Origin of the sequence: Arthrobacter sp. zg-Y877, from assembly GCF_030373105.1 — a bacterium.
Taxonomy (GTDB): domain Bacteria; phylum Actinomycetota; class Actinomycetes; order Actinomycetales; family Micrococcaceae; genus Arthrobacter_B.
Genome location: NZ_JAUCPU010000003.1, coordinates 463,394 through 484,312, shown reverse-complemented (window position 1 = coordinate 484,312; position 20,919 = coordinate 463,394). Strand labels below are relative to the sequence as shown.

Here is a 20,919-nt window from a genome sequence, read left to right as displayed (position 1 = left end):
CTCATAGGTGAGGACCGCATATTGGTTGGGGAAGCTATGTTAATAGAGCCGTTGGATCCACGTCTAAACATGACAGACGAGATCGTCAGGAAACAGCGCTATCTCGATCTTGCCTCCACGGCAGGGGAACAGAAATGATTCAGTCTCTAAACCCCGGCGAACGCATGCCGGAAGGGCTCTACGAGCTCCTCAGCACGAGTGATCTCCGGCATGCATTGGCCGGACAGGGTGGGTTGAACGCTGTCCTCGAACCAGTCCCGGACTCACTGTCCTCGGAAGCACTGTCCGCTCACATCGCACGCAAGGTCCGGCAGGCGCTGGACCAAACTGACCCCGAGCACCGGGTCGAGCTGGCCAACTCGTTGCTTAGCCGCCTCAGCGCAGAAAGGCTGGAGCCTGGGCCCCAACAGTTGACCTCTCTGTTCCCCGAAGAGGGGTTACGTCGTCGCCAACTCCGCCGGCCGTCAACACCGCTCAGCCAGCCTGCACTGTTGACGAACGGTAAGGATGACCCCAACCTTGCCGCCGAAATCCGAACGGAAATGGGGTCAGCGGACACGGTGGACATGCTGTGCGCCTTCATCCGCTGGACCGGGCTTCGGCTGCTCGAGCCGGCCCTGGCCGAGCTGCGGGACCGGGGAGTGAAGCTGAGGGTCCTCACCAGCACCTACATGGGCGCCACGGAACGCCGAGCCATTGATGAACTCGCCGTGAAGTACGGCGCCGAGATCAAGATCAATTACGAAACGCATGCCACCCGGCTGCATGCCAAGGCATGGCTCTTCCGTCGGAACACGGGTTTTGATACAGCCTATGTGGGCAGCTCGAACCTCAGCGCCCCGGCCATGCTCGACGGACTGGAATGGAACGTCCGGCTCTCAGCAGTCGGTACACCAGAGTTGCTGCAAAAATTCGAGCTCACTTTCGACAGCTACTGGGAGCAGTCGGCTTTTCAGACGTACGACCCTGTGCGGGACGGCGATAAACTCGACGCCGCTCTGGCCCGAAACGGCGGTAAATCCACGTCACGTCCGGCTGCAGCTACCGGGTTGGAACTTCAGCCGTTCGTCCACCAGCAGGAGATGCTGGAAGAACTGGACGCCGCTCGGGAAGTCCATGGTTACCACCGCAACCTCCTTGTGGCAGCCACAGGCACCGGGAAAACGGTTATTGCCGCACTCGATTACAAGCGGCTCTGCGAGGCAGCAGGGAGGCCTTTGTCGCTTCTTTTCGTGGCGCATCGGAAAGAGATCCTGGAACAGTCACTGCATACCTACCGTGACGTGATGCAGAGTGGATCCTTTGGTGAATTGTTCGTCGGTGATCACCGCCCAACGGTGTGGAAGCAGGTGTTCGCCAGCGTCCAGTCCCTCGCTGCCTACGGCATCAATAAGCTCGCCCCGGAGGCGTTCGACGTCGTCGTCATTGACGAGTTTCATCACGCCCAGGCGCCGACGTATAGGCGACTGATCGACCACCTTCGGCCTCAGGAGCTGCTCGGCCTGACTGCTACCCCGGAGCGAGGCGACGGCGTCAACGTTGCCGAGCAGTTCTTTGGCGGTCGCATCGCCAGTGAGCTGCGACTGTGGGATGCCCTGGATGCCGATCTGCTCGTCCCCTTCCACTACTTCGGGGTCTCCGATGATGTGGATCTTTCGCAGATTGAATGGAAACGCGGAAACTACGACGTCGCCCAGCTGAGCAGTCTCTATACGGGCAACGATGCGCGTGCTGCGAAAGTGATCAAGGAGCTGAGGGACAAGGTCACGTCCACAGCGCAGATGCGCGCACTGGGCTTCTGCGTTTCGGTTCAACATGCGGAATACATGGCTGAGGTCTTCAACCGAGCGGGGATTGCTTCCATCGCCGTCTCAGGCAACACCCCGGACCATGAACGGGCAGATGCGCTGAGGCGGCTCCGTGCACGAGAGCTGAACTGTATCTTTGCGGTCGACCTCTTCAACGAGGGACTGGACCTGCCTGAAGTCGACACCATCATGCTGCTTCGTCCGACGCAGAGTTCAACCGTTTTCCTACAGCAGCTCGGCCGAGGCTTGCGCCGGGCAAAGGACAAATCGGTCCTCACCGTGCTGGACTACATCGGGCAACAGCATCGCGAGTTCCGTTTTGAAACCAAACTTCGGGCACTTACCGGGTTGGGACGCAAAACGCTCGCAAAAGCTGTGGAGGATGAATTCCCCTATCTTCCGTCCGGCTCGCAGATTGTGCTGGACAGGGTGGCGCAGAAGATCATCCTCGAAAACATTCGTACCCAGCTCCGATTCAACAGGCGCCAGCTCGTCGCGGACGTGCAGTCCCATGGAGAGCTTAGACTCGAGGACTTCCTGCGTGAATCGGGGCTCAGCCTGGAAGATATCTACCGGAAGACCGGCGAATCATGGACGGCGCTGCTCCGGGACGCGGGTCTCATCGACCTGGTCTATGGCCCGGATGCCGTCATTGCGGGAAAACTCGCCCTGTCCGTGGCTGAGGAGGCTATTCTCCTTCGGCGCATGACGACGTTCCTATGCGTTGACGACCCGGAGCGGGCCGAAGCCTATGCCCGGCTCGTTTCCGATGACTCTCCACGTTATGACCAGTTGAGCAACCGGGAGCAGACGCTGGCCCGGATGCTGTTTTTCGCCCTGTGGCCGGAAGGTGGCGGCTTCTCGGATTATGACGCCGGACTGGATTTCGTGCGCTCACTTCCACCCGTTGTTTCGGAAATCCAGCAGCTCATGGAACTAGGTATCCAGCGGTCCCGCTACGCGCCCAAAGGCTTGGGCCGTGGCCTCCAGCACGTCCCGCTGTACTCCCACGCAACCTACCGGCGCGAGGAAGTCCTCGCTGCTTTGGGTTACCTTTCGTTGGAAGGACGCCGAGCGCGACACCGGGAAGGCGTTGCCTGGTGCGAGGACACAAAGACTGACGCCTTCTTCGTCACGCTCGAAAAGGACGCCAAGGACAGGGCGGCGTCAATCATGTATAAGGACTACGCAATGAGTCCCGAGGTATTCCACTGGGAATCCCAGAACGCGACGGCTCCCGGAAGCCCAACCGGTCAGCGGTATCTGGACCACAAGAAGGCAGGCAGTCAGGTGCTGTTGTTCACCCGCCCTCGTGAAAACGACGACTCGGGTTTGACCATGGCCTACACCTGCCTGGGGCAAATGGACTACATGTCGCACACGGGATCAAAGCCGATCGCTATCATGTGGAAGTTGCACCGGCCGATGCCTGGCGACGTCTACGTCAACGCTAGTGCTGTGGCTTTGTGACCGTTTTTGTTTTTCTATTACTGACCGAAGCGTAGCTGTGGGGCCAGCGCATTACTTCTACGATGCGATAGTTCTGTCTGGAGGGACAGCCCAGACTGGGCTTGCCCCTCCAGACACGGCTGCCATTTGCACGTTGGCCTGCGCCATCAACGCCGGGACCGGTCTCTTGGGCCCCTCCCTGCTTGGCTGTCCCCTCTGACTCAAACGGCGTAGAGCGATGCAGCGCCTGCCCATACCCTGGACAGGGCCTCGCGCACTTCGAACATTGCATCCGATGCGTCCATTGCGGAGTCTCGTTCAAGCTGAAGATCGGCCAGTGCGATAGCGTATTGGGTGAATGCAATTTCGTGACACAGACGACGGAAAGACGATTCGTCGTCGTTTACCTTGCGCGCAGCTATGACCACGGGATGATCCAAATTGATAGTAATAACGCGATTTTCTTTGTCCCAATGTGATCGATCAAAGTCCTCACCTAGGTGTTCGCTTTTTACTGTCAGGCCTCCTTGGGGACGTTGAGTTCCTTTGTCTCTTACTGGGACAATTTTTTCTGGACCTTCCGGCTCAGGGATTGCGCCGGGAGAAGCAAGCGCACCCCCGGGATGAGCGTTAGGTTCGGTTTCTCCGGCCGGCAATCCTGGTGGTGGTTCCTCCGCCTCGTGGTGCCCTCCCAAGACACCCTCCCGGCGCCCGTCAACTTCCCCATCTGGATTGACGGTTGCAGACCCATCATCCTCGGATCCTCCAGCTGCTGCCGGTAACGGGCTTCGCTGGCGTATATTGCCCATGCTGTTCAACCGTTCACGCATGGTTGCAAGGTCGGCGTTGAGCAGGTTCTCGATTGCAGAGGTCGTTGCCTTCAACCGCTGCGCCTCAGCCTGCTCGCGCGCTTGGCGGCCCGCAGCGACCAGCTCAGCCCGGGCTTCCTCCAGCGACGCGCCGATGAAGGAAATGAGTGCCAGAGCGACCGGGTGTGCCGGGTTCAGGGTTAGGTCGCGATTGTTGCCGTATGCCGCAACCGGATCATATTTTGCGTCGTCCAAAGCGGGAACATCAACTTCTCCAAAGAGTCGATTGCCGTACTCTTTCGCTTCGATACCTGCGGTGACCACTGCTACTAGATTTCCCGTGCCGACCGTGACCGCGATACCTCGGCTCGTTTCGTCCAATGGTTTCAGCGAAGTGGATACCGTGAGTGTGATGTTGCCAAGTAGTTCCGATTGTTTTCCGGGTTTAGGTTGGAAATTCCGCGTGGTCGCAGCGGAAATATGCGAAATTTCACACGTTCGTCCGTTTACCGAGACATTTGGGGAACTAGTTCGGAAAGCAGACAAGTGCCGCTCGATGAGTGAAACCACAGGTTCACGAGCCAATTTGGCTGTGATGCCTGTGATAGTTATTTCGGTACCATTGGGGGCCTCCGGTGCCGGCTCATTTTGAACATCGAAGCGGACTGTCACCGCATCCCCGTCAGCTGCCTCGATCATTGAACGGTCCACGTAGACCTTTTGTCGGACTTGATCTCGGACCGTCTCCACAGTCAGGGCAGTGCCGATGCCGAAGGCCGCGGACTTACCTGTGCCAAACTTTCCGCGCCCCGGGACCCCGCGGCGTCGTTCCTGATTCTCCCCGTGCATGGTGAAAAAATGAGTAAGTCCCTCTAGGTCCATGCCGCCCCCATTATCTCGAATGGTTACGGTCTTGGCTCTGGGGTCGAGGGCTACGTTCACCGTGGGGGTCAAACCAGAATCGACGTACTGCAGGGAATTTACTACGTATTCCCAGATGGCTGCTTCAGGTGTCTTGAATGATTGGGCTGACTGAAGAATGTCGCGGCCAACGTGGGTGCGTATCGTCAATATGCTCATAGAGGGCTTCCCTTCGCGCCCTATTGGCGGCGCTTGATTTGGATGTAGCTGGACCTGCAACGAACTGAAGGAGGTGGGACCATCAAGACTTAGGTTTTCGAGGCGCTTGGTTGTCGAATTGCAATGCGACAGGAATGATCTGGTCGAGGAAGTTATGTAACTCGGGATGGTCGCGAGCCAGTTCGCGGACCTTGGCCGTTTTCAGAATGCGGTCGCGCTTCGGGGTGTAGCTGTCGATTCGGAAGGCAGCAGCGGCGTCCCGCGCCTGCACCGGAACCCCAGAGGCCCAGGCTGTAAAGGCGTGCGATGAACGCAATCGATCCATGGTCGCAGCGACCTCGTGCGTTTCGGCCCGGCGTGCAGCAGATTTCGGAGACGTTGTGGCTACCTCGATCTTTCCCAATAGTTCCCTAGCTTGGGTCGCAATCCATGTCTGGCCTACCGGGGTTAGGTGCCAACCTTCACGAATCGAACCGTCCAAACGAGGTTGGGTAGATTCCTTCTCATGGCGAAGGGAAGTGCGGACAGTATCCAAATCTATGTGTTCGGTATGTTTGCGCCATCCAAATGCGTTCGGCGCGCGGCCGTGTGCGGCGATCGCTATGTCCTCGGTATCGATCAGCGCTGTTGCACCTCCAAGACTATCCAACGCGATAACAACCACGTCTTTCTTAGTAAGCTGCATCTTTCTGTTCCTCAATCGTGGAGGGATCTGTGGGTCTAAAATTCTCATACCATCCGGTAGGGTGCAAATAGGATGCGTCCTAGGTTTGGGTGGGCGGATGCCGCTGGAATAGTCGTGTAACACCAAGGGCCCGGATAACGGAAGAACGCCGTAAATGGTCCCCAGAGCTGCGCACTCCTCTAACCGATACAACGTTGACTCACTAATAGTGCACTTCAGGGGATTATCCAATGAATCAAAACCAGGCGCGGACTGCCGCTGCTCGAGCCACCGGCTACCAGCCAGCACCTTTCCGTACGCCTGGTACACCCATAATCCCTGTTACGCTTCGTGAACTCGCACCGTCGCGTTGCCTGCCTCCAGAGCTAGCTGTTGCCGCTGCAGCGACTGACCGCACCTTCGTAGGTGCCCGGTTCGGAGCAGCTCAGACTAAAGCCCTTCGAACGGTCCCGGCCACAACGTGGCATTCCACTATTGACATACTGCACGAATTTCAAGACGCCCCAGCTTTTAGCAACGATGGTGCGGATGTGGTGGCGCTATTACTCTCAAGGTTCCAGCATCCAAATATGCCATTCCTCGATCATGAGAGCCTTCTGCCGTTGAGCGTGCGTGGTCGCAACACGCTTGAAAGGGCCTATCTCCAGACGAACGGAGACCTGTATGCACTGGCCCAGTTAACCGTCGCCGATTTAGTGAATCTTCCACAGGTCGGCCCGGCCACAGTCATGGAAGTTATGACAGTGGTAGGAGAGGCACTGATCGTGCAGGAGTGGATCGAGGAGGACGCAGCCCATGAGGAGGTAGGACAAGCATCAGAAACCGGCGCACTGCCGCGACCAGTTCCTGAAGAACGTTGGGTCCTTCCGGCGGAATTGCCATTGCCAGCCGACGAAGTCAGCTCTGAGGATGCCAGGTTCCGTCGCTACTTAGGAGAAGCATCCACCCTTGAGGATGCAGCCCGGGCGGGGACCATCCCCCAGGAAACCGGGGAGGAACTCATCAAATACTTGAGTGAAATTGAGCAGCTGCCACTAGAAGAAGCCGTGCAAGACCTGGTGTTTTCAGCCTGCGCAGGAAACCCCGCCGCGTCGTCCCGCAATGACCAACAGGACATCAGCCTTGAAAACGGATGGCGTATGGCTATCACGGCCCGTTTCGGGTTAGCAGGCGAACTACCCGTTACGTTAGACCAAGCGGCCAAGTTTGTACCCTCCAAGAGGTACCCTGCGGAATTCGTTACCAGGGAGCGTATCCGGCAGCAGTGCGACAAACTCAGTGCCAGATTACCCGAGTCACCATGGATTCCTGCCTTGCACCGAGCCCTTCAGGTAATTGTAGAAGCATCACCTGTCGCTGCGCCTCGCGTCGGAGAACTTCTGGCACCACACGGCCTAAGTCATTTCGAACTGCGTGCCGAAGCGTTACTGGCCATGGTGCAGCTGACACGAACAGACGTGGAAGCGGTGACTGGGGCCACCCTGGAGATTCGGGATGGTTGGCTGTGCGACGTAAGCCGCACGGCCGCCCTGGCTGCGCCAAGTGTCGTGGGGAAGCACACCTCCAAGTACGGGCTGACAACGGTGGAGGAGATCCGGCAGGAGCTAAGTGACAAACAGCCGGCAACCGATGACGCAACTATCGATCGAATCCTGCGGGCGACCCCTAACATTCGCTGGACTAGCGATGGATGGCTGTGGGCTAGCGGTGGGCAGATCAGCTCGTTACACACCAACACCCTGAGGAACCACGCGAGGAATATTCTCTCCGTGAATGCACCGCAGTCTGTGGAGAGCGTATACGAGGGGTTTAAGCGTGCGCAGAAATTCAGGGACCGCGATATCGTACCGTCACTGACTGCCGTAACAGAGTTCCTGTCCGATCACCCCGAATTCAAGTTGTCGTCGGGACACGTCGATCTGGTAGAACCGGTCGATTATCAAGATGCACTCGGACCAGTGGCTGCGCAAATGGTGGATGTGCTCAAAGCCAGCCCGTTCGGAGTGATGGACCGCACCTCACTAGTAGAACAATGCACAGCTGCTGGGATTAGTAAAGGGACAATCGGGGTCTGGACGACCTATGCGGAATGGATGCAGACCTTTGGGAGGAACGTGTGGGGCCTCCGTGGTACAGCTGTCGCCCCGTCCATCATTGAAGAGATTCAGGCGGCAGCCGTCCAGCGCAGCCGTAGTGAACGTCGCGAACGTTCTTGGACTTGGTCGCCGGAGGGACATCTGGTGCTAGTCGCGGATGTGAACACGCTCTTGTGGACGACCGGGGTCATCAACTTTCCTTCGTCTCTACGCCGAACTGTAGGAGCCCGTCGGTTTACTATCGAACACAGCCAGGGTTTTGGTGGGGAGTTGTCCCTATCTGGAGAGCATGATTGGTCATGGGGGTGGGGGCGCAGCCTCAAGGTCCTGCAGGCCAAGGTGGGAGATAGGATTCGGGCCACTGTGGACCTGTCCTCCGGGGTAGCGAACTTGGAGGTGGGCGACCGGTACTCGTTCCCTACTGAGTAACGAACGGCACCAGCGGTTTGCTGACCATCCGCTGCAGAACAAACTAAAGAACGATGTGGGCGCACACCGATGTGGACCAGCTAGCTATGGGAGGAATTGGTCAACGCTCCTTAGTTACGGAGCCCACCCCTCGGCCTGGCGCAAAGCGATTTCCAGCTCCCGCCCGCCGGCCGCGGCAATCAGCTCAGGATGGCCGACGATAACTAGGAGGCACCGAGTCCGAGACAGTCCCACATTGAGCTGCTCCGGAGCGCGGGCCATGTCCTTGAAACCATTCCGGACCTTCGAGGCGCAGACGGTTGCCAGCTCGGCCTGGTCGATGGGCAAGCTGCGCGGTGTGCCGGCCAATATCCCAGCCGGCACCGACGTCGGAATAGGGAAACACGCCATATAGGTAATTCGGCTGGTCAGGGGAGGGCCGAGGGGGCTGGGTCGCTTTGGTACCACTGGCCGTTGTTCACGGAGATCCGGCCGACCTTGACCTCGAGGTCGGAGAGTCTTCCTGGACTGTAGATGTCGGCCAGAATCTGTGAACCAGCAGGTTCGGCGACACCTACAGGCCAACCTCTCGCACGACTCCGTGAACCATCTTATTTCCTCGCGATGCGCCGTCGAGGACCAGATGTGCTACTCGCCTGTGATATCGCTGTTCGCTAACGCTATTCAGTTGACGATCGCCATCCAGGTCACGAGCCGGACGTCTTCGAGATCAACTTGGGGAAGCGCTTCAATTGGTTTAGGTGTCTTGAGACGAAGCTCGTTGGCCTTATTCAGAAGTGCCCGGACTGTCTCCGTCGGGGATGCCTCCTGGTGAGACACCAGAATTGATCGAATCTCCCGTTCCGTACGTGGGTTGGCTACTTGGTTGAGTCTCTCGACCAGTCTGTCCTGTTGATCCCCCAAAGCGCTCCCGTGGCGGCGAATGAGGTCGGCAGCAACACGCATGACCCGCGGGACTGACGGCTCGAAGGAAGCAGGATCAGTACGTTTCATCCATTCTGCATGCATATCAGCCTGTGCTGCATTCCACGCGGTATACAAATCGTTCCGAAGGGTGGGCGACGGATCAGCCGGCAGCGTGTTTGGATCTACTGGATCAGCCTGCTCCAGGCAGGTGAGCAGCTCCGAGATAATCTCCGGTTCGCCGTCCAGCACCTCCAGCTGTCCATCTTGTAGGGGAACGAAACGGAATTCCGGGCGGGGATGATCAGCTACTTGAGCGCACAAAACGAACCCCGGGCGGCGTCCTGGGCGGGCGATGATTGAACCGGAGCCCCACGGAAGTTCCAGGACGTCCTTAGCTGTTTCCTCCGATTTCCATGCGTTTGCAAGGCGGCGCTGATACTCCTCGCTAGACGCGGCAGCGGATCCGGTTGCGTCAAACAATGCGGCGTCCTCTTGACGGAGGCGCTCGATTTCCTGGCGTGTCTCTGAAATGACTCGCTCTGCGGCCTCAACGCCGGGCAGCACGCCGTCGCTAATGCCGAAGGCAGCAGCAGCTTGTTTGAGCTTGAGCTGGAGGCGCCCTTCCAGCTGAAGCAGCTCCTCGAGCTCGTCGTCCGGGAAGAAGCACCGAAGATGGATTTCTCTGTGCTGCGAGCCGATGCGGTCGATACGTCCATGACGTTGCACAAGGCGCATCGGATTCCAGGGCAAGTCGTAGTTGATGATCTGGCCGGCTTGCTGCAGGTTGACGCCTTCGGAAAGCACATCCGTTGCGATCGCCAGATCATACTTATCTTCGTCTTCGGCCGTGCCGGCTGTACGGGGGGCGAAGCCGACGATGGCTTCCTTACGCCCGTGCCGGTCACCTCCGGTAGCCACGACAATGCGGCCGGCGTAGTCGACGAGCCGTTTGTCACCGTGTGCTGCCAAAGCAGTGAGCGCCTCGTTTATGTAGTTAGCGGTATCGGCGAAGTACGTGAATACCAGGACCTTTCGGCGGTCCCTGGTATTTTCAGCCCCGATCCCGTCCCGCTTCGCGGAGGCAGCGATCAACCCGATTTCGTCGGCCAGCCGGTCAATTTTCGGGTCATCTTTCCAACTCACTGCGGCAACTTCGGTAAGAAATTGGTGAAGTAATTCCTTGTCTGCCTGGACGGCGGCCCGCAGTGCAGGCACGTTGTACCCGCTAGCGGAGTCGACGTTGCTCTCGAGAGTGTCATCGTTCAGGGCGCTTATGACAGTGTCAATGTCGTCAGAGTCGGCCGATGCCCATGCTCTGAGAGCGTCTCCCGTGAGGACTCGTCCGTGGTCTAGAGCAGATAGAAAATGGTCCTGGGACGAGATCATCTTCATAATTGTGGCCCCGAACGCCACAGCACTGGACTCAAATCGTTTGAGGAGGGCGGAACGCAGTAAACCTGCGTTTTGAACCTCGTATTGTTCAATTTGGTTGTCCTGTCCGAGCAGGAACCTCGAAGGGACGTATCGGGCCATGGTCAGGACTTTGCCGGGGTCCTTCAACGTCACTCCGGTGGTGGTGAGGTCCTCATCCTCAGAGCGTGCGCCGAGGGCATCTGCCAGTCGGTCAAAAAAGCCTGGCAGGACTCCGTCAAGGTGATACTCCACTCGGTGCACACGGGATTGAGGGAAGGTTATCTGGACGCCGCCGACCTTTGCGTTTGGATACTGAGTCTTGATGAACCGGCGGGTTCGGCGTACAGCTATCGCATCGAGCAGCTCGAAAAGGTGTTTCCCGGAGAGCTCGTCCGGGTCCAAAGCCATAGCGGTTCCGATGTACTGGCGGACGCTGGGCACTCCGATGTCCGCGAATGCTCCATCGGACGGATCGATGTAGGAGACCAAGGTTTGCAGGTCTTGCAGCGAGTTGTTGACCGGCGTAGCCGTCAACAGAATGAGTTTCTTGGGCACTGAGCCGGCAAGGAGCATGCGGAATGCGTCTGCCCGGTGGGTGCTTGCATTGCGAAGATTATGGGCTTCATCAACAACTACAAGTGCGTAGGAATCCAGGGCCTGGACATGTGCCCCAGCCTTGCCTGCTCGGCCGTTCTGGATGTCGCCAGCGAGTTCTTCGTATGAGACCACATCTGCGTTTATGTTTTTGTCCTTAAGGAACGGTCGCCACGTTGAATCCCGCAGTGTGGCCGGCGCAACAATCAGAACTTTTTGCCGGTGCTCGATAGCGGCCTCGCGGATTAGCTCACCGGCGACGAATGTCTTTCCCAAGCCCACTTCGTCGGCCACTATTACGCCGCCACGTTTGGCGAGGATCCGCTTTGCACGGTGCACGCCGTCGGCTTGGAAATCCGTCAAACCAAGTTCATTATCGAACTCCGTGTCCGCCTCGAAGGTGTCCCCGTAAAGCTCGTAAAGCATCCGTAGGAACACCGTCCACGGCTGGTGCAGCTCGGTACGTGCCGCGTAGAGTCCTGCCAAATCATAGGGGACAGCCTCCTCCCACTGCTCATCGAACCATTCCTGGGTGCGCTCAACAGGGGATGGCTGATACACACCGAGATTCAGTTCGCGATTCCGTGCCATCCCGGAATAGGTCAGATTTGAAGATCCAGCCAAGACGCTGGCCCCGCCGTCTTTGACGATGAACGCCTTGCCGTGTAGGAAGTGCTTTTCCAACCTGCGGACCTGGACATCGTGACTCTGCAGCCACACAAGCAGACGTTGGACCGCTGCGTCCCCTTCCCTGGTGATTCCCACCAAGTCCCTGTCTTCTGTAAGCGCCATGGCGTGTTCCTCCAATGCTTCACGTAGCCGGGGGTTTCCACGGCGCGCTCCTAGTACGCTCAGGGGCGTAATCGTGGACCGCACGTCGTAGTCCATTGGCTCGGCGCCCAGCAGTAGGCGGACCGGTCCTGCGGTTTCCAAGGCCTCGGCGATAAGTGTGAAGCCGCCGACGTTGAAGTACGCGGTGGCAATGTCCACCCGCGTCGGTTCCACCCGTCCCTCGGATCCGTTCGCAATCATTTTTGTGATTGCATCAGCGACCCGTTCGCGGGCAGGGCCAGTCCTGTTGGTTGCAAATTCGGGTCGGGTGACGGACATAGGAAAGCTCATGCCTGGCTCCAGTGGTCGAAGTGGGTCAGAACACCTGTCAGACGGGGACGATAATCCCATCCACGGTGGAAGGTCTCGAAAATATGAATGAGGCTCTCGCGGCTCAGCCCGTACAGACTCGCTACGGCACCATCAAGTTCATGGATGAGCTCCGTTTTCGTGGCCTCATCCTTCACAGACCCGACGGGAACGCCGATTTCCGAGGCCCAGGAAGCGTATCGCTCATCCACCGCGGCCAGTTTGGCGGAAATCTCCACAACGCGGAGGCGTCGTGGGTCATTCCGTTCCGGGCGCGGAATGGGGAAGCCGTTCAATAGGTGCTGGTTGACGTGCATTTCCACATAGCGCCTCGAATACCAATCCAATGGGATAGACGACAAAACTCCCAAGAGGTATGCCTGGTCGGAGATGTCCCCAGTACGTTGTAGGAGATAAGGGGCTGTGTTTGTAAGAAAGGCATTGCCCGGGATGAGCGCGGCTATGGTAGTGCGTGAATCCGTAGAACGCGCCACATCCCGTATAGCTATTCGGGGGCCGTTGCAGGGTAAAGTGCTGATGTCATTGACGACATTGTTTTCAAGCCCTCGGAATGCTGAGGAAGCCAAACGTGCTTGACGCTTGCGCTTCTTGAACAACATATCGCAGGCCGGGGCTGGATCGGCGTATGTGTACGGGTCGCCGGCGTCGGGGTTCCAGAGGTTGAATGTTGCTCCAGTGAAAACGGGCCAACGTCCCGGCGCTGCCTCCCCGGCATCGAAAGTGGGCCGGTCACTCGTTGCATGGAACTCAGCCACCGGTTTAAAGAGCCACTGCTCGCCGGAGTCCAGCCTCGGGTGGAATCGCAGCGTTCGGAATGCCTCAATAGCTGCAGTGTCCGGCAGGAGCGGGAACGATGCCCCACTGGCCCATTCCCGCAAGCCGGAGGCCGGAAGGCTACCGAGTACCTGCCTTCCCGCCACGAAGTCCTGCAGGGAATGGAAGGGACCTGCCAGACGGACCTCGCCTTTCGGACTCGCCGTTTTCTCAACAGTTAGAAGTGTCACGGAATAGCGCCCGTCCACTTCGTCGAAAACCCATTTACCAGTATTGGTCAATGTTACGACCGAATCGAATGCTCCCTGCTCCAGGACCGTAGAGCGCCACCGGGCCGAACCTGCGGAGTTCAGGACTGACCGGGGGAAAACGACCCCGAAGCGGCCGCCCTGTCGCAGAAGCTGCCAAAACCGCCAAGAGAAGGCTTTGTATAAGTCCACATCACCGGTTCCCAGCCCGGGGTATGGGCCGGCAAGCAGCGCCTTACGGTATTTTTTGGCAACTTCCTCCTCGTCCTGATGGATGGCGACGAGATCGGGCCGGTCGGTGCGGTACTGCTTGATGGCCTTCTTTTGGGCTGCGGGGGACAGGCCCATAACTCCGGGGAAGAACCGCTGCCAGAATTTCGGTTCCTCCACCATGACTTCGTCCCATGGTGGATTGCCAAGGATGACGTGGAACCCGGTAGGGTTGCCGTTCCGGCTAATGAAGACCTCCGGGAACGCAAAAGCTAGGTGCACACATCCCAATCGTTCAATCTCTTGGCGTATGTCGGCACGTCTGCCCGACTGAAGAATCAATTCGGTGTCTAGGACCCCGTCCAGATTGATCAGCCCGAGCCTGTTCGCTACGGCGGCATCCAGGATAGCCTTTGCAGGCTCTGAGTCCTTCAGTGCTTCCGCGTAGGCGTCTTCCACGCCTTTGGTTTCCGCTGCCGAGGCTTCTGCCATCAGACCGACCCGGCGCAGGGTCTCGGCAGATTCCTCCAGGATGTGTTCGAGTCGGTCGGCCAGAAGGGACCGCATACCCATACGGTTGGGCTCGAGCACATCAAATGCCTCGTCGAGGGTCCCGATACCGGTCAGCGAGTCTCCTTGAACCAGCCCGTGATCGAGGGAAGACATCGGCAGCCCGGGGACAAAGGTATGAATCCACAGGGCCAGTCGGGCTAGATCAACGGCAATGCCGTTCAAATCGATGCCGTAGATACAGCGTTTGGCTACTTGACGGCGGACTAGTGTCATTTGGTCAATTTCGGGAAGGTCCCCGACGCCCGTTTCAGTCAATTTGCTCAGTGCCGTAGCCCGGAGCTGGTCCAGTTCCCGCGTAACACCTGGCAGTGGATGCTCTGCCAGAAATGCCGAGAAGCTGGAAGCGATATGGTCCACGGCACCAACCAAGAAATGCCCGGAGCCCATGGAGATGTCCGCCACTCGAAAATCCCAGAACATATCATGGGCAGATGCCTCGTCGCCGTCGGCGAGTAACGTGGCGACGTGGCTGAGGTGCTCTTCAACGGCAGGGTCAAGGGCGGTCTCGAGCAGGTGTTCCACAGCAAACTGCTTGGTGAAGTAGCTGCCAGTGGTTTTACGCATGCCGGAAGCATTGTGGAAGTAGACCTGGCCAGCGTGGATGAACACGCCATCGGTCGCGGCTGCGGGAACGTAGACGCCGTCGGCGTTCAGGGCCAGGTTCACGGGAGCGACGGAAAGCGAAGATTCGAGCAGACCCTCATAGATAGTGCCGAACTCGCGCACGCTCAAGGTCTGGAAATCCACCGGGCCCATGGTGCTGTCTCTCCCGGTATCCACCAACAGTTTGACGAGGGTTGGGCCAATCTCGGAATTGGTTAGGCGCAACGCATCGATGGTTGCCCCGGTTCTTTCCTCAGGATCGAACAAGGAACCCCCGTAGGCGGGAATTCCCCACTCTGTATGACCGGCGAAGACGCCGCGCCAAATTCCGAGAAGGTTGTCCCACAGGTCCGTGGCGTGCGGATCGAAGCTCATATGCTCGTTGTTTTGAAAGCTTTTTGCGTAGGATCGGGCGCGTTCTTTCAACGAAACGTGTGTATAGCGCTCGTTGGTTTTGTAGGGCAGAAGTCCGCGATCTTCAGCATATGCGACGAACAGAAGTCGGAAGAGGACGATCAAGGTAGCGCGATACGCGTTCCGGAGTTCAGTCTCTGTGGCTGCTCCGAACCGATCCGCTACCGCTGTTGCGAGGTCAGGAACGACGTCGACGTAGATGCGCTCCCGCAGCCGCTCACCTAGGCCGGCGGCATGGTCCTGGGAAGCCGCAAGAATCGTGTCGGCGGTTCCCTGCGCACAAAGAGCTTCCGGCGTTATCAGGAGGGCAGCGTATGCCAGTTGCTCGTCGTCGATGATTGCCAGGTCGATCTCCGTATATGTGTCACTGCCCTTGCGGGAAATGCCAACATCCGGGTCGGCTGTGTACAGACGGATACGCGTTCCCTGCACAGCTAGAACCCACCTGATTCTGGTGTTCCGTGCCAGGGATATGCCGTGCTGTACGGGAGAAGTCTCCCCGAACCTACTCGAAGGGCGATCGAATAGTTCGCTTCCTTCCAGAAGGACAGCGACAGCATCCTCTCGTCCGTCTTTTCCGAGGATGAGATCAGCCCCTCTTCGAGAGACATCCCAACCCAAAGCACGGACAAGGTCCTCACCGGAATGTCCGCGGAAGGCCCGTGATCGTTCCTTCGCCATCGTCCAGTCTGATCTGTGCGGAACGTTCGCCAACAACTCGTGCGTGGCGAACAGCCCGGTATTGACCAAGCCCAGTATTTCATCGTCATCATGCGAAGTGAACAACGGGGCGATTAGCTGCTCTGCCAGGGCTGTGGTGGGGGCGTCAAGGCACTGTTCGACGATGCGCTCGACGAGCGACAACGGCACGTCAGTTGCGAGCTGCGCGGCGTCCCGCAGGCCGACGACCGCAGCCCTGGGTGTGGCATCTTGTCCCAAGTACCCTACAACCAACAGGACACCGGTGGGCCGGCGATTCCAGCGCTTATCCCACATGGTCCGCAGGTCTGCGGCCAGTGGGCGATGAGTAGCGACTGCATAGACTACGTCGAGCCGGACTCCATCGAGGGGCTGATAAAAGGCACGTGCCTGTACGTAGTCTGGCGCCGCGGACGGGGACCACATTCGACCATTGAAATCGCTAAGAAATGATTCTAGTTGTGACTCGTGAGACATCGGTGTGCACCCCTGCTGGTCTGTAAGAAAGCGTTTCGTAGGCCCGATCTTCGGGCGGTTGCCGCGAATAGGGGCTGCGTGGGGAAACGCCTGATGAATAAAGTGTATGGCAGGGCTACCCCGGTCCGAGCAAGGTCCGCTTCGAGAGAGCACCGAGCCGGGGCAGCATGCTGAGGCTTCAAGTAGCCTTTGCAGACGCATCCGCCTGGGCTCTATCAGCGCGTCAAAGGAGCTATCGCAAGTACAGCAGTCGCTGACAAGTCCAGCGGTCGGAACATCGACCTTTGCCGCGGTGGCTGCGTCCATCGTCCGTCGACGTTCTGCCGTTCAGAACGTGGAGGGATTGAAGGCATGGCAGCAGGGATTCCCGCCAAAGCGCGGAGGTCCTGGGGTTCGTTGACGACGGCGTTCGGCTTCTTATCGGTGCGCAGGAGTTCGGCGAATTACTTCAGTAGCCGCGGCAGCTCCTGGTTTAAGTACTTCTGACCGGATGCGCCGGTGCCAGGGACCGGGCGTAGTCGTGGAACTCGACCACGAACACACCGGCCGCAACTGCTTCCAGCCGGCGACCTCGCGGCGCAGGTGTTCGCTGAGCCCCTCGGTGTAGCAGAACAGCCCGATGTGCTGGCCGTCCATTGGGAGGCGCTTGGCCTTCGCGACAGCTAGTCAGGTCTTGCTGCTGCCTGCGCCGCCGACCAAGCACTGTGCAGCATAAGGGTCCTTACTCTGAGGGTTCTTTGAAGCTCCCGTCTACGTAAGGGCCGCGCCCAAGGTGCCAATTGTAAAAATGTCAGTGCTGGATGCGAAGATCTACTACGAGGTAGTTTGAAGATCTAGTTAAGGACTCGAACCCATGATTTCTGTCTCCTCCCAAGCCGTAAGAGTCTCACCTGATCCCCTGCGAGATGCGCAAGAACCACTGCCTCTGCCCTACGTGGAGGGAGGGTATAAAACGATATTGGCCGATCCGCCTTGGCGTTTTGCCAACCGAACAGGAAAGGTGGCGCCTGAGCACAGGCGTCTCGATAGATACTCGACAATGGAGCTCGAGGATATCAAGAGGCTGCCGGTGGCAGAGGTTTCCGCTACAAATGCCCACCTTTACCTATGGGTACCTAATGCGCTCTTGCCAGAGGGGCTGAAAGTTATGGAATCGTGGGGATTCCGCTATGTGTCAAACATTATCTGGGCTAAACGAAGGAAAGACGGCGGCCCAGACGGGCGCGGGGTAGGTTTTTATTTCAGAAATGTCACCGAAATCCTCCTTTTCGGAGTTCGAGGCAGTATGCGAACCCTGCAACCAGCACGTTCACAGGTCAACATGATAGAAACCCGCAAACGCGAACATTCCCGCAAGCCTGACGAACAGTACCCCCTTATTGAAGCATGCTCCCCAGGGCCATATTTGGAAATGTTCGCCAGGCACCCGCAGCCAGGCTGGACTCTTTGGGGCGACGAAGCGGATGACAGTGTCACGCCTCGTGGCAGGGCTTATAAGGGCTACGGGGGTGGGCCGATTGAGGTCCCCCGGCTCGAACCGCACACACGAGTCAAGCCAACGGAAGGTGCACTCATTGGACAAGAGCTTCGAAGACGCTATGAGGCTGGGAGTTCGATCCGCGATCTTTCAAGTGAGACAGGTTATTCGATCCAACGAATTCGCGCGTTTCTTGAGAAAGCAGGTACGCGAATTCGTAATCGCGGTGGTTCCTCTATCACAGCGGCAGAGGAGCAGGCCCCGCTACTCGAATTCCCGGTCTAATTGCGTCCAGGGTAAACGCTCCATATTGCTTGAATGGAGGCATATCTTGCTGTATCGAGCTTAGGTCATCTGCGAAGCGTATCCATCGTCCCAAGAACTCACCATGCGAATGAAGGGACGCAAGCAACTAATACTGACGTTTCTCTTGTGGGTTCTGTAAGACGCCCCCCTTGGGCAATGGTAAAAATTTAGTTGTACATTTAATTGCTATGCCGCTTCAATCCTGCAATACCCCGTTTAGGAAGATACTTTGAAATACATGGGATCGAAAACATCGATGCTGCAAGCTGGCCTTTCCGGAATAATTTCTGAAAATCTTGGACTAAGACCGCCTCGATTTGTTGATCTCTTCGCTGGTTCCGGGGCAGTGGCTAGATGGGTGGCCGAAAACCACGACGTCCCCGTAGATGCGGTGGATACTCAGCTTTATGGAAAGTTGCTCAGTGGTGTAATTATCGAGCGGCACGAAAAAGCGAGTGCTTCAATTTTAAATGACTGGATCGTTGCCAGTCGCGATTTACACAGCAAGCGGAGCAGCGGACTTCGACCGACTGATGATCGGACACTGAATAGTGACGCGGTCTATCTGGAGCGCGAGGAAGCAGAACAAATACGTTTTCCTGGTTTTGTCGCCAGACAATATGGTGGGCATTATTATTCAATAAACCAAGGAATCGCATTGGATTGTCTCTTGGAATGTCTCCCCTCTGACGGGCCTGAACGTCTAGTGGCTCTGGCCGCCGTGATAGAAACCGCGTCTTCCTGCGCCGCTTCACCCGGCCATACGGCCCAGCCGTTTCAGCCAACTGGTAATCTACTGCGGCACATTGGAGATGCTTGGCGACGTGACCCTTTTATATTCGTATCTCGCAAGTCGGACATGTTCGCTCGGCGATTCGCACTTGCGCGGGGAGGTAAAGCATTCCAGCAGGACGCGTTACTCCACGCCCAAAATAACATCGAAGATGGGAGTGTAGTTTTTTGCGATCCCCCATATTCGGAGGTGCAATACAGTCGCTTTTACCACGTGCTCGAGGGAATCGCACGAGGGGGTTGGGATAGAGTTTACGGTGCTGGCAGAGCGCCACAAGGAGCAGAGCGATTCTCCTCAAGGTTCTCGTCACGAAAAGACTCCACTTCGGCATTTACTGAACTGTTCCGCCTTTTGGCAGCCCGCTCCACAACGGTGCTCATGACGTTCCCAAATCACGCGTGCAGTAACGGTCAGAGTGCTGAGTCCCTGATCGCACTTGCGGAAGGATGGTTCAAGGTTTCCTCAACGGCAGTGGATGTGATTCATAGTTCTCTCGGAGCGTCTCAAGTGTCAGGGGGAAATCGCGTTCCGCGCCGAGGAGTGGAGGAATCAGTTATCGTGCTCAAGCCGTTGTCCTGACGGTAACCTGGACTATTGCCAACACTGAGTTGAGCGCATTTAAGGATAGAGCTCGAATGGCTAATCTCGGCGAGGAGTCGTTATTAAGGACCAGCCGGTAGGTGGGCCAACCAGACCGTACTGAGCCCATCCGCCGGGTGAGGGCACGCCGCATCAGGTCGCGTGCAATGTTCCCTGCATGCCTACTCCCACACGCGATGAAGGTTGGTCGAAATCTTGAAGCTTTCTTGGATCGCTTCAACTGTGGACTCACAGGTAACTGCCCCAGACGAAACCTTGAGTGATGAAGCCGAGCGGGCAATCGCTAATCAAGGTGCTCGGCTTCATCACGTAGCAAATGGGAGCTGCCGGCGCAGCTAGCCCCTCCTACTAGATGTCGGAATCGTGCTTATGCTTCCGTAGGAAGGATGCCTGCTTGAACTTTCGCAGCGATCCTGAGCACTTCCTCCTGTATCGAATCAGCTGGTGGAACATATAAACGGTCCGTTATTGCTATTGCAAGTATTGGGCAACCGCGTCCATCTCCGCGTTCCAGCCTCGGTTTAAGCTTGTCAAAATTCGCAGTCGTAGAGGTACCCAAAGGGTCGTCGGAGAGTTTCTTCATTCGCTTGGCCCAAGGCGCGTTCTCACCTGGAACTGCTACGGCGCGGGTTTCCGCGATCAATGATTTCACATGCTCACGTAGACCAGCACCGACGCGGGTTACTATCACACCCACATCGATCACTCCGCCTTCATGCAGAGAAACATAGTTGGAAAGGTCTCTGTCTAAATTTCCGTCTTTGGGGTTCCATTCAACGTCCAAAGCTGCGCGGCCAAGGACGTTATCGACCTTGTGCCCTCCGTAAGAATTCTGGGAAACTATCTTCTGAGTTTCCTCGGAAGTATCACCATCACTCCACCTGAAGACGGTAAGGGTCGTGGTGAGCTCCTGGTCGTATCTAGCTTCCCGCCATCCAGAGAGACGAAAGGAGTCATCAAGTTCCTTAGCGATGACCGTCTTTGATCCTCCCGGTGTAGTCAGCTTGTCGAGTGTGAGCCTGAAATCGCTCAGGACACGGATCATGTCAGCGAAAGCATCGGGAGTGGTGGCTTTCATGACGGCGGCCGCGTTACGAGTCTCCGCAATTTCGTACCTGCTAGTTACCTCGTCTGGGAAGACGTTTCGCCACGATTCTGTTAGTTCCATTAAGTCATCACATCACAAATACTCACTTAACGGATAATTGCGTCTGAATAAAAGACCAGTCCACCGTTAGGAAGTGTGCGCGTACTTTTCGGCGATACCCAGTATCACCCGATCAAGAAGCCTTTCAACGAAGTAGCCGGGGTGGGC

Annotated in this window: 10 protein-coding genes; 5 read left to right on the top strand and 5 right to left on the bottom strand. The window is 57.5% G+C overall.

All coding sequences use genetic code 11. From position 1 onward, the window contains the following. Positions 1–164 precede the first annotated feature (164 nt). Entirely contained in the window at positions 165–3,278 is a 3,114-nt protein-coding gene (locus tag QNO03_RS09680) for a DEAD/DEAH box helicase (protein ID WP_289603274.1), read from the top strand. 200 nt (positions 3,279–3,478) lie between these two features. On the opposite strand, the gene QNO03_RS09675 is transcribed toward QNO03_RS09680, so the two are convergent. Beyond that, positions 3,479–5,146 carry an ATP-binding protein gene (locus QNO03_RS09675; RefSeq protein WP_289603131.1) on the bottom strand — a complete coding sequence of 556 codons (1,668 nt, stop codon included), beginning with the start codon at positions 5,144–5,146 and terminating at the stop codon, positions 3,479–3,481. 82 nt (positions 5,147–5,228) lie between these two features. Continuing rightward, positions 5,229–5,831, bottom strand: coding sequence for a hypothetical protein (locus QNO03_RS09670; RefSeq protein WP_289603130.1), 603 nt, complete (start codon positions 5,829–5,831; stop codon positions 5,229–5,231). A 569-nt stretch (positions 5,832–6,400) separates the two neighbouring features. On the opposite strand from QNO03_RS09670, the gene QNO03_RS09665 reads away from it, so the two are divergent. Further along, entirely contained in the window at positions 6,401–8,356 is a 1,956-nt protein-coding gene (locus tag QNO03_RS09665) for a hypothetical protein (RefSeq protein ID WP_289603129.1), read from the top strand. Positions 8,357–8,615: 259 nt separating this feature from the next. Further along, positions 8,616–8,750 carry a hypothetical protein gene (locus QNO03_RS09660; RefSeq protein WP_289603128.1) on the top strand — a complete coding sequence of 45 codons (135 nt, stop codon included), beginning with the start codon at positions 8,616–8,618 and terminating at the stop codon, positions 8,748–8,750. A gap of 269 nt (positions 8,751–9,019) precedes the next feature. Here QNO03_RS09660 and QNO03_RS09655 read toward each other — a convergent pair whose 3' ends face one another. Together QNO03_RS09655 and QNO03_RS09650 are read right to left on the bottom strand one after the other, a co-directional pair. Beyond that, positions 9,020–12,391: an SNF2-related protein gene (locus QNO03_RS09655; RefSeq protein WP_289603127.1), complete on the bottom strand. Its 3,372-nt coding sequence runs from the start codon at positions 12,389–12,391 to the stop codon at positions 9,020–9,022. Next, positions 12,388–16,116 carry an Eco57I restriction-modification methylase domain-containing protein gene (locus QNO03_RS09650; RefSeq protein WP_289603126.1) on the bottom strand — a complete coding sequence of 1,243 codons (3,729 nt, stop codon included), beginning with the start codon at positions 16,114–16,116 and terminating at the stop codon, positions 12,388–12,390. Before QNO03_RS09650 ends, QNO03_RS09655 begins: the two co-directional genes overlap by 4 nt. Before the next feature lie 1,165 nt (positions 16,117–17,281). On the opposite strand from QNO03_RS09650, the gene QNO03_RS09645 reads away from it, so the two are divergent. Together QNO03_RS09645 and QNO03_RS09640 are read left to right on the top strand one after the other, a co-directional pair. Next, positions 17,282–18,190, top strand: coding sequence for an MT-A70 family methyltransferase (locus QNO03_RS09645; RefSeq protein WP_289603125.1), 909 nt, complete (start codon positions 17,282–17,284; stop codon positions 18,188–18,190). A gap of 259 nt (positions 18,191–18,449) precedes the next feature. Beyond that, positions 18,450–19,583, top strand: coding sequence for a DNA adenine methylase (locus QNO03_RS09640; protein ID WP_289603273.1), 1,134 nt, complete (start codon positions 18,450–18,452; stop codon positions 19,581–19,583). A 388-nt stretch (positions 19,584–19,971) separates the two neighbouring features. Here the strand turns inward: QNO03_RS09640 and QNO03_RS09635 are convergent, their stop codons facing one another. Beyond that, complete coding sequence (locus tag QNO03_RS09635) at positions 19,972–20,772, bottom strand: BglII/BstYI family type II restriction endonuclease (protein WP_289603124.1); 801 nt, start codon at positions 20,770–20,772, stop codon at positions 19,972–19,974. Between the last annotated feature and the right edge of the window lie 147 nt (positions 20,773–20,919).

Coding starts and splice junctions, on each gene's coding strand:
- QNO03_RS09680 (WP_289603274.1), top strand. CDS start 165: ATGCCGGAAGGGCTCTACGAGCTCCTCAGCACGAGTGATCTCCGGCAT.
- QNO03_RS09675 (WP_289603131.1), bottom strand. CDS start 5,146: ATGAGCATATTGACGATACGCACCCACGTTGGCCGCGACATTCTTCAG.
- QNO03_RS09670 (WP_289603130.1), bottom strand. CDS start 5,831: ATGCAGCTTACTAAGAAAGACGTGGTTGTTATCGCGTTGGATAGTCTT.
- QNO03_RS09665 (WP_289603129.1), top strand. CDS start 6,401: ATGCCATTCCTCGATCATGAGAGCCTTCTGCCGTTGAGCGTGCGTGGT.
- QNO03_RS09660 (WP_289603128.1), top strand. CDS start 8,616: ATGTCCTTGAAACCATTCCGGACCTTCGAGGCGCAGACGGTTGCCAGC.
- QNO03_RS09655 (WP_289603127.1), bottom strand. CDS start 12,391: ATGAGCTTTCCTATGTCCGTCACCCGACCCGAATTTGCAACCAACAGG.
- QNO03_RS09645 (WP_289603125.1), top strand. CDS start 17,282: ATGATTTCTGTCTCCTCCCAAGCCGTAAGAGTCTCACCTGATCCCCTG.
- QNO03_RS09640 (WP_289603273.1), top strand. CDS start 18,450: ATGGGATCGAAAACATCGATGCTGCAAGCTGGCCTTTCCGGAATAATT.
- QNO03_RS09635 (WP_289603124.1), bottom strand. CDS start 20,772: ATGGAACTAACAGAATCGTGGCGAAACGTCTTCCCAGACGAGGTAACT.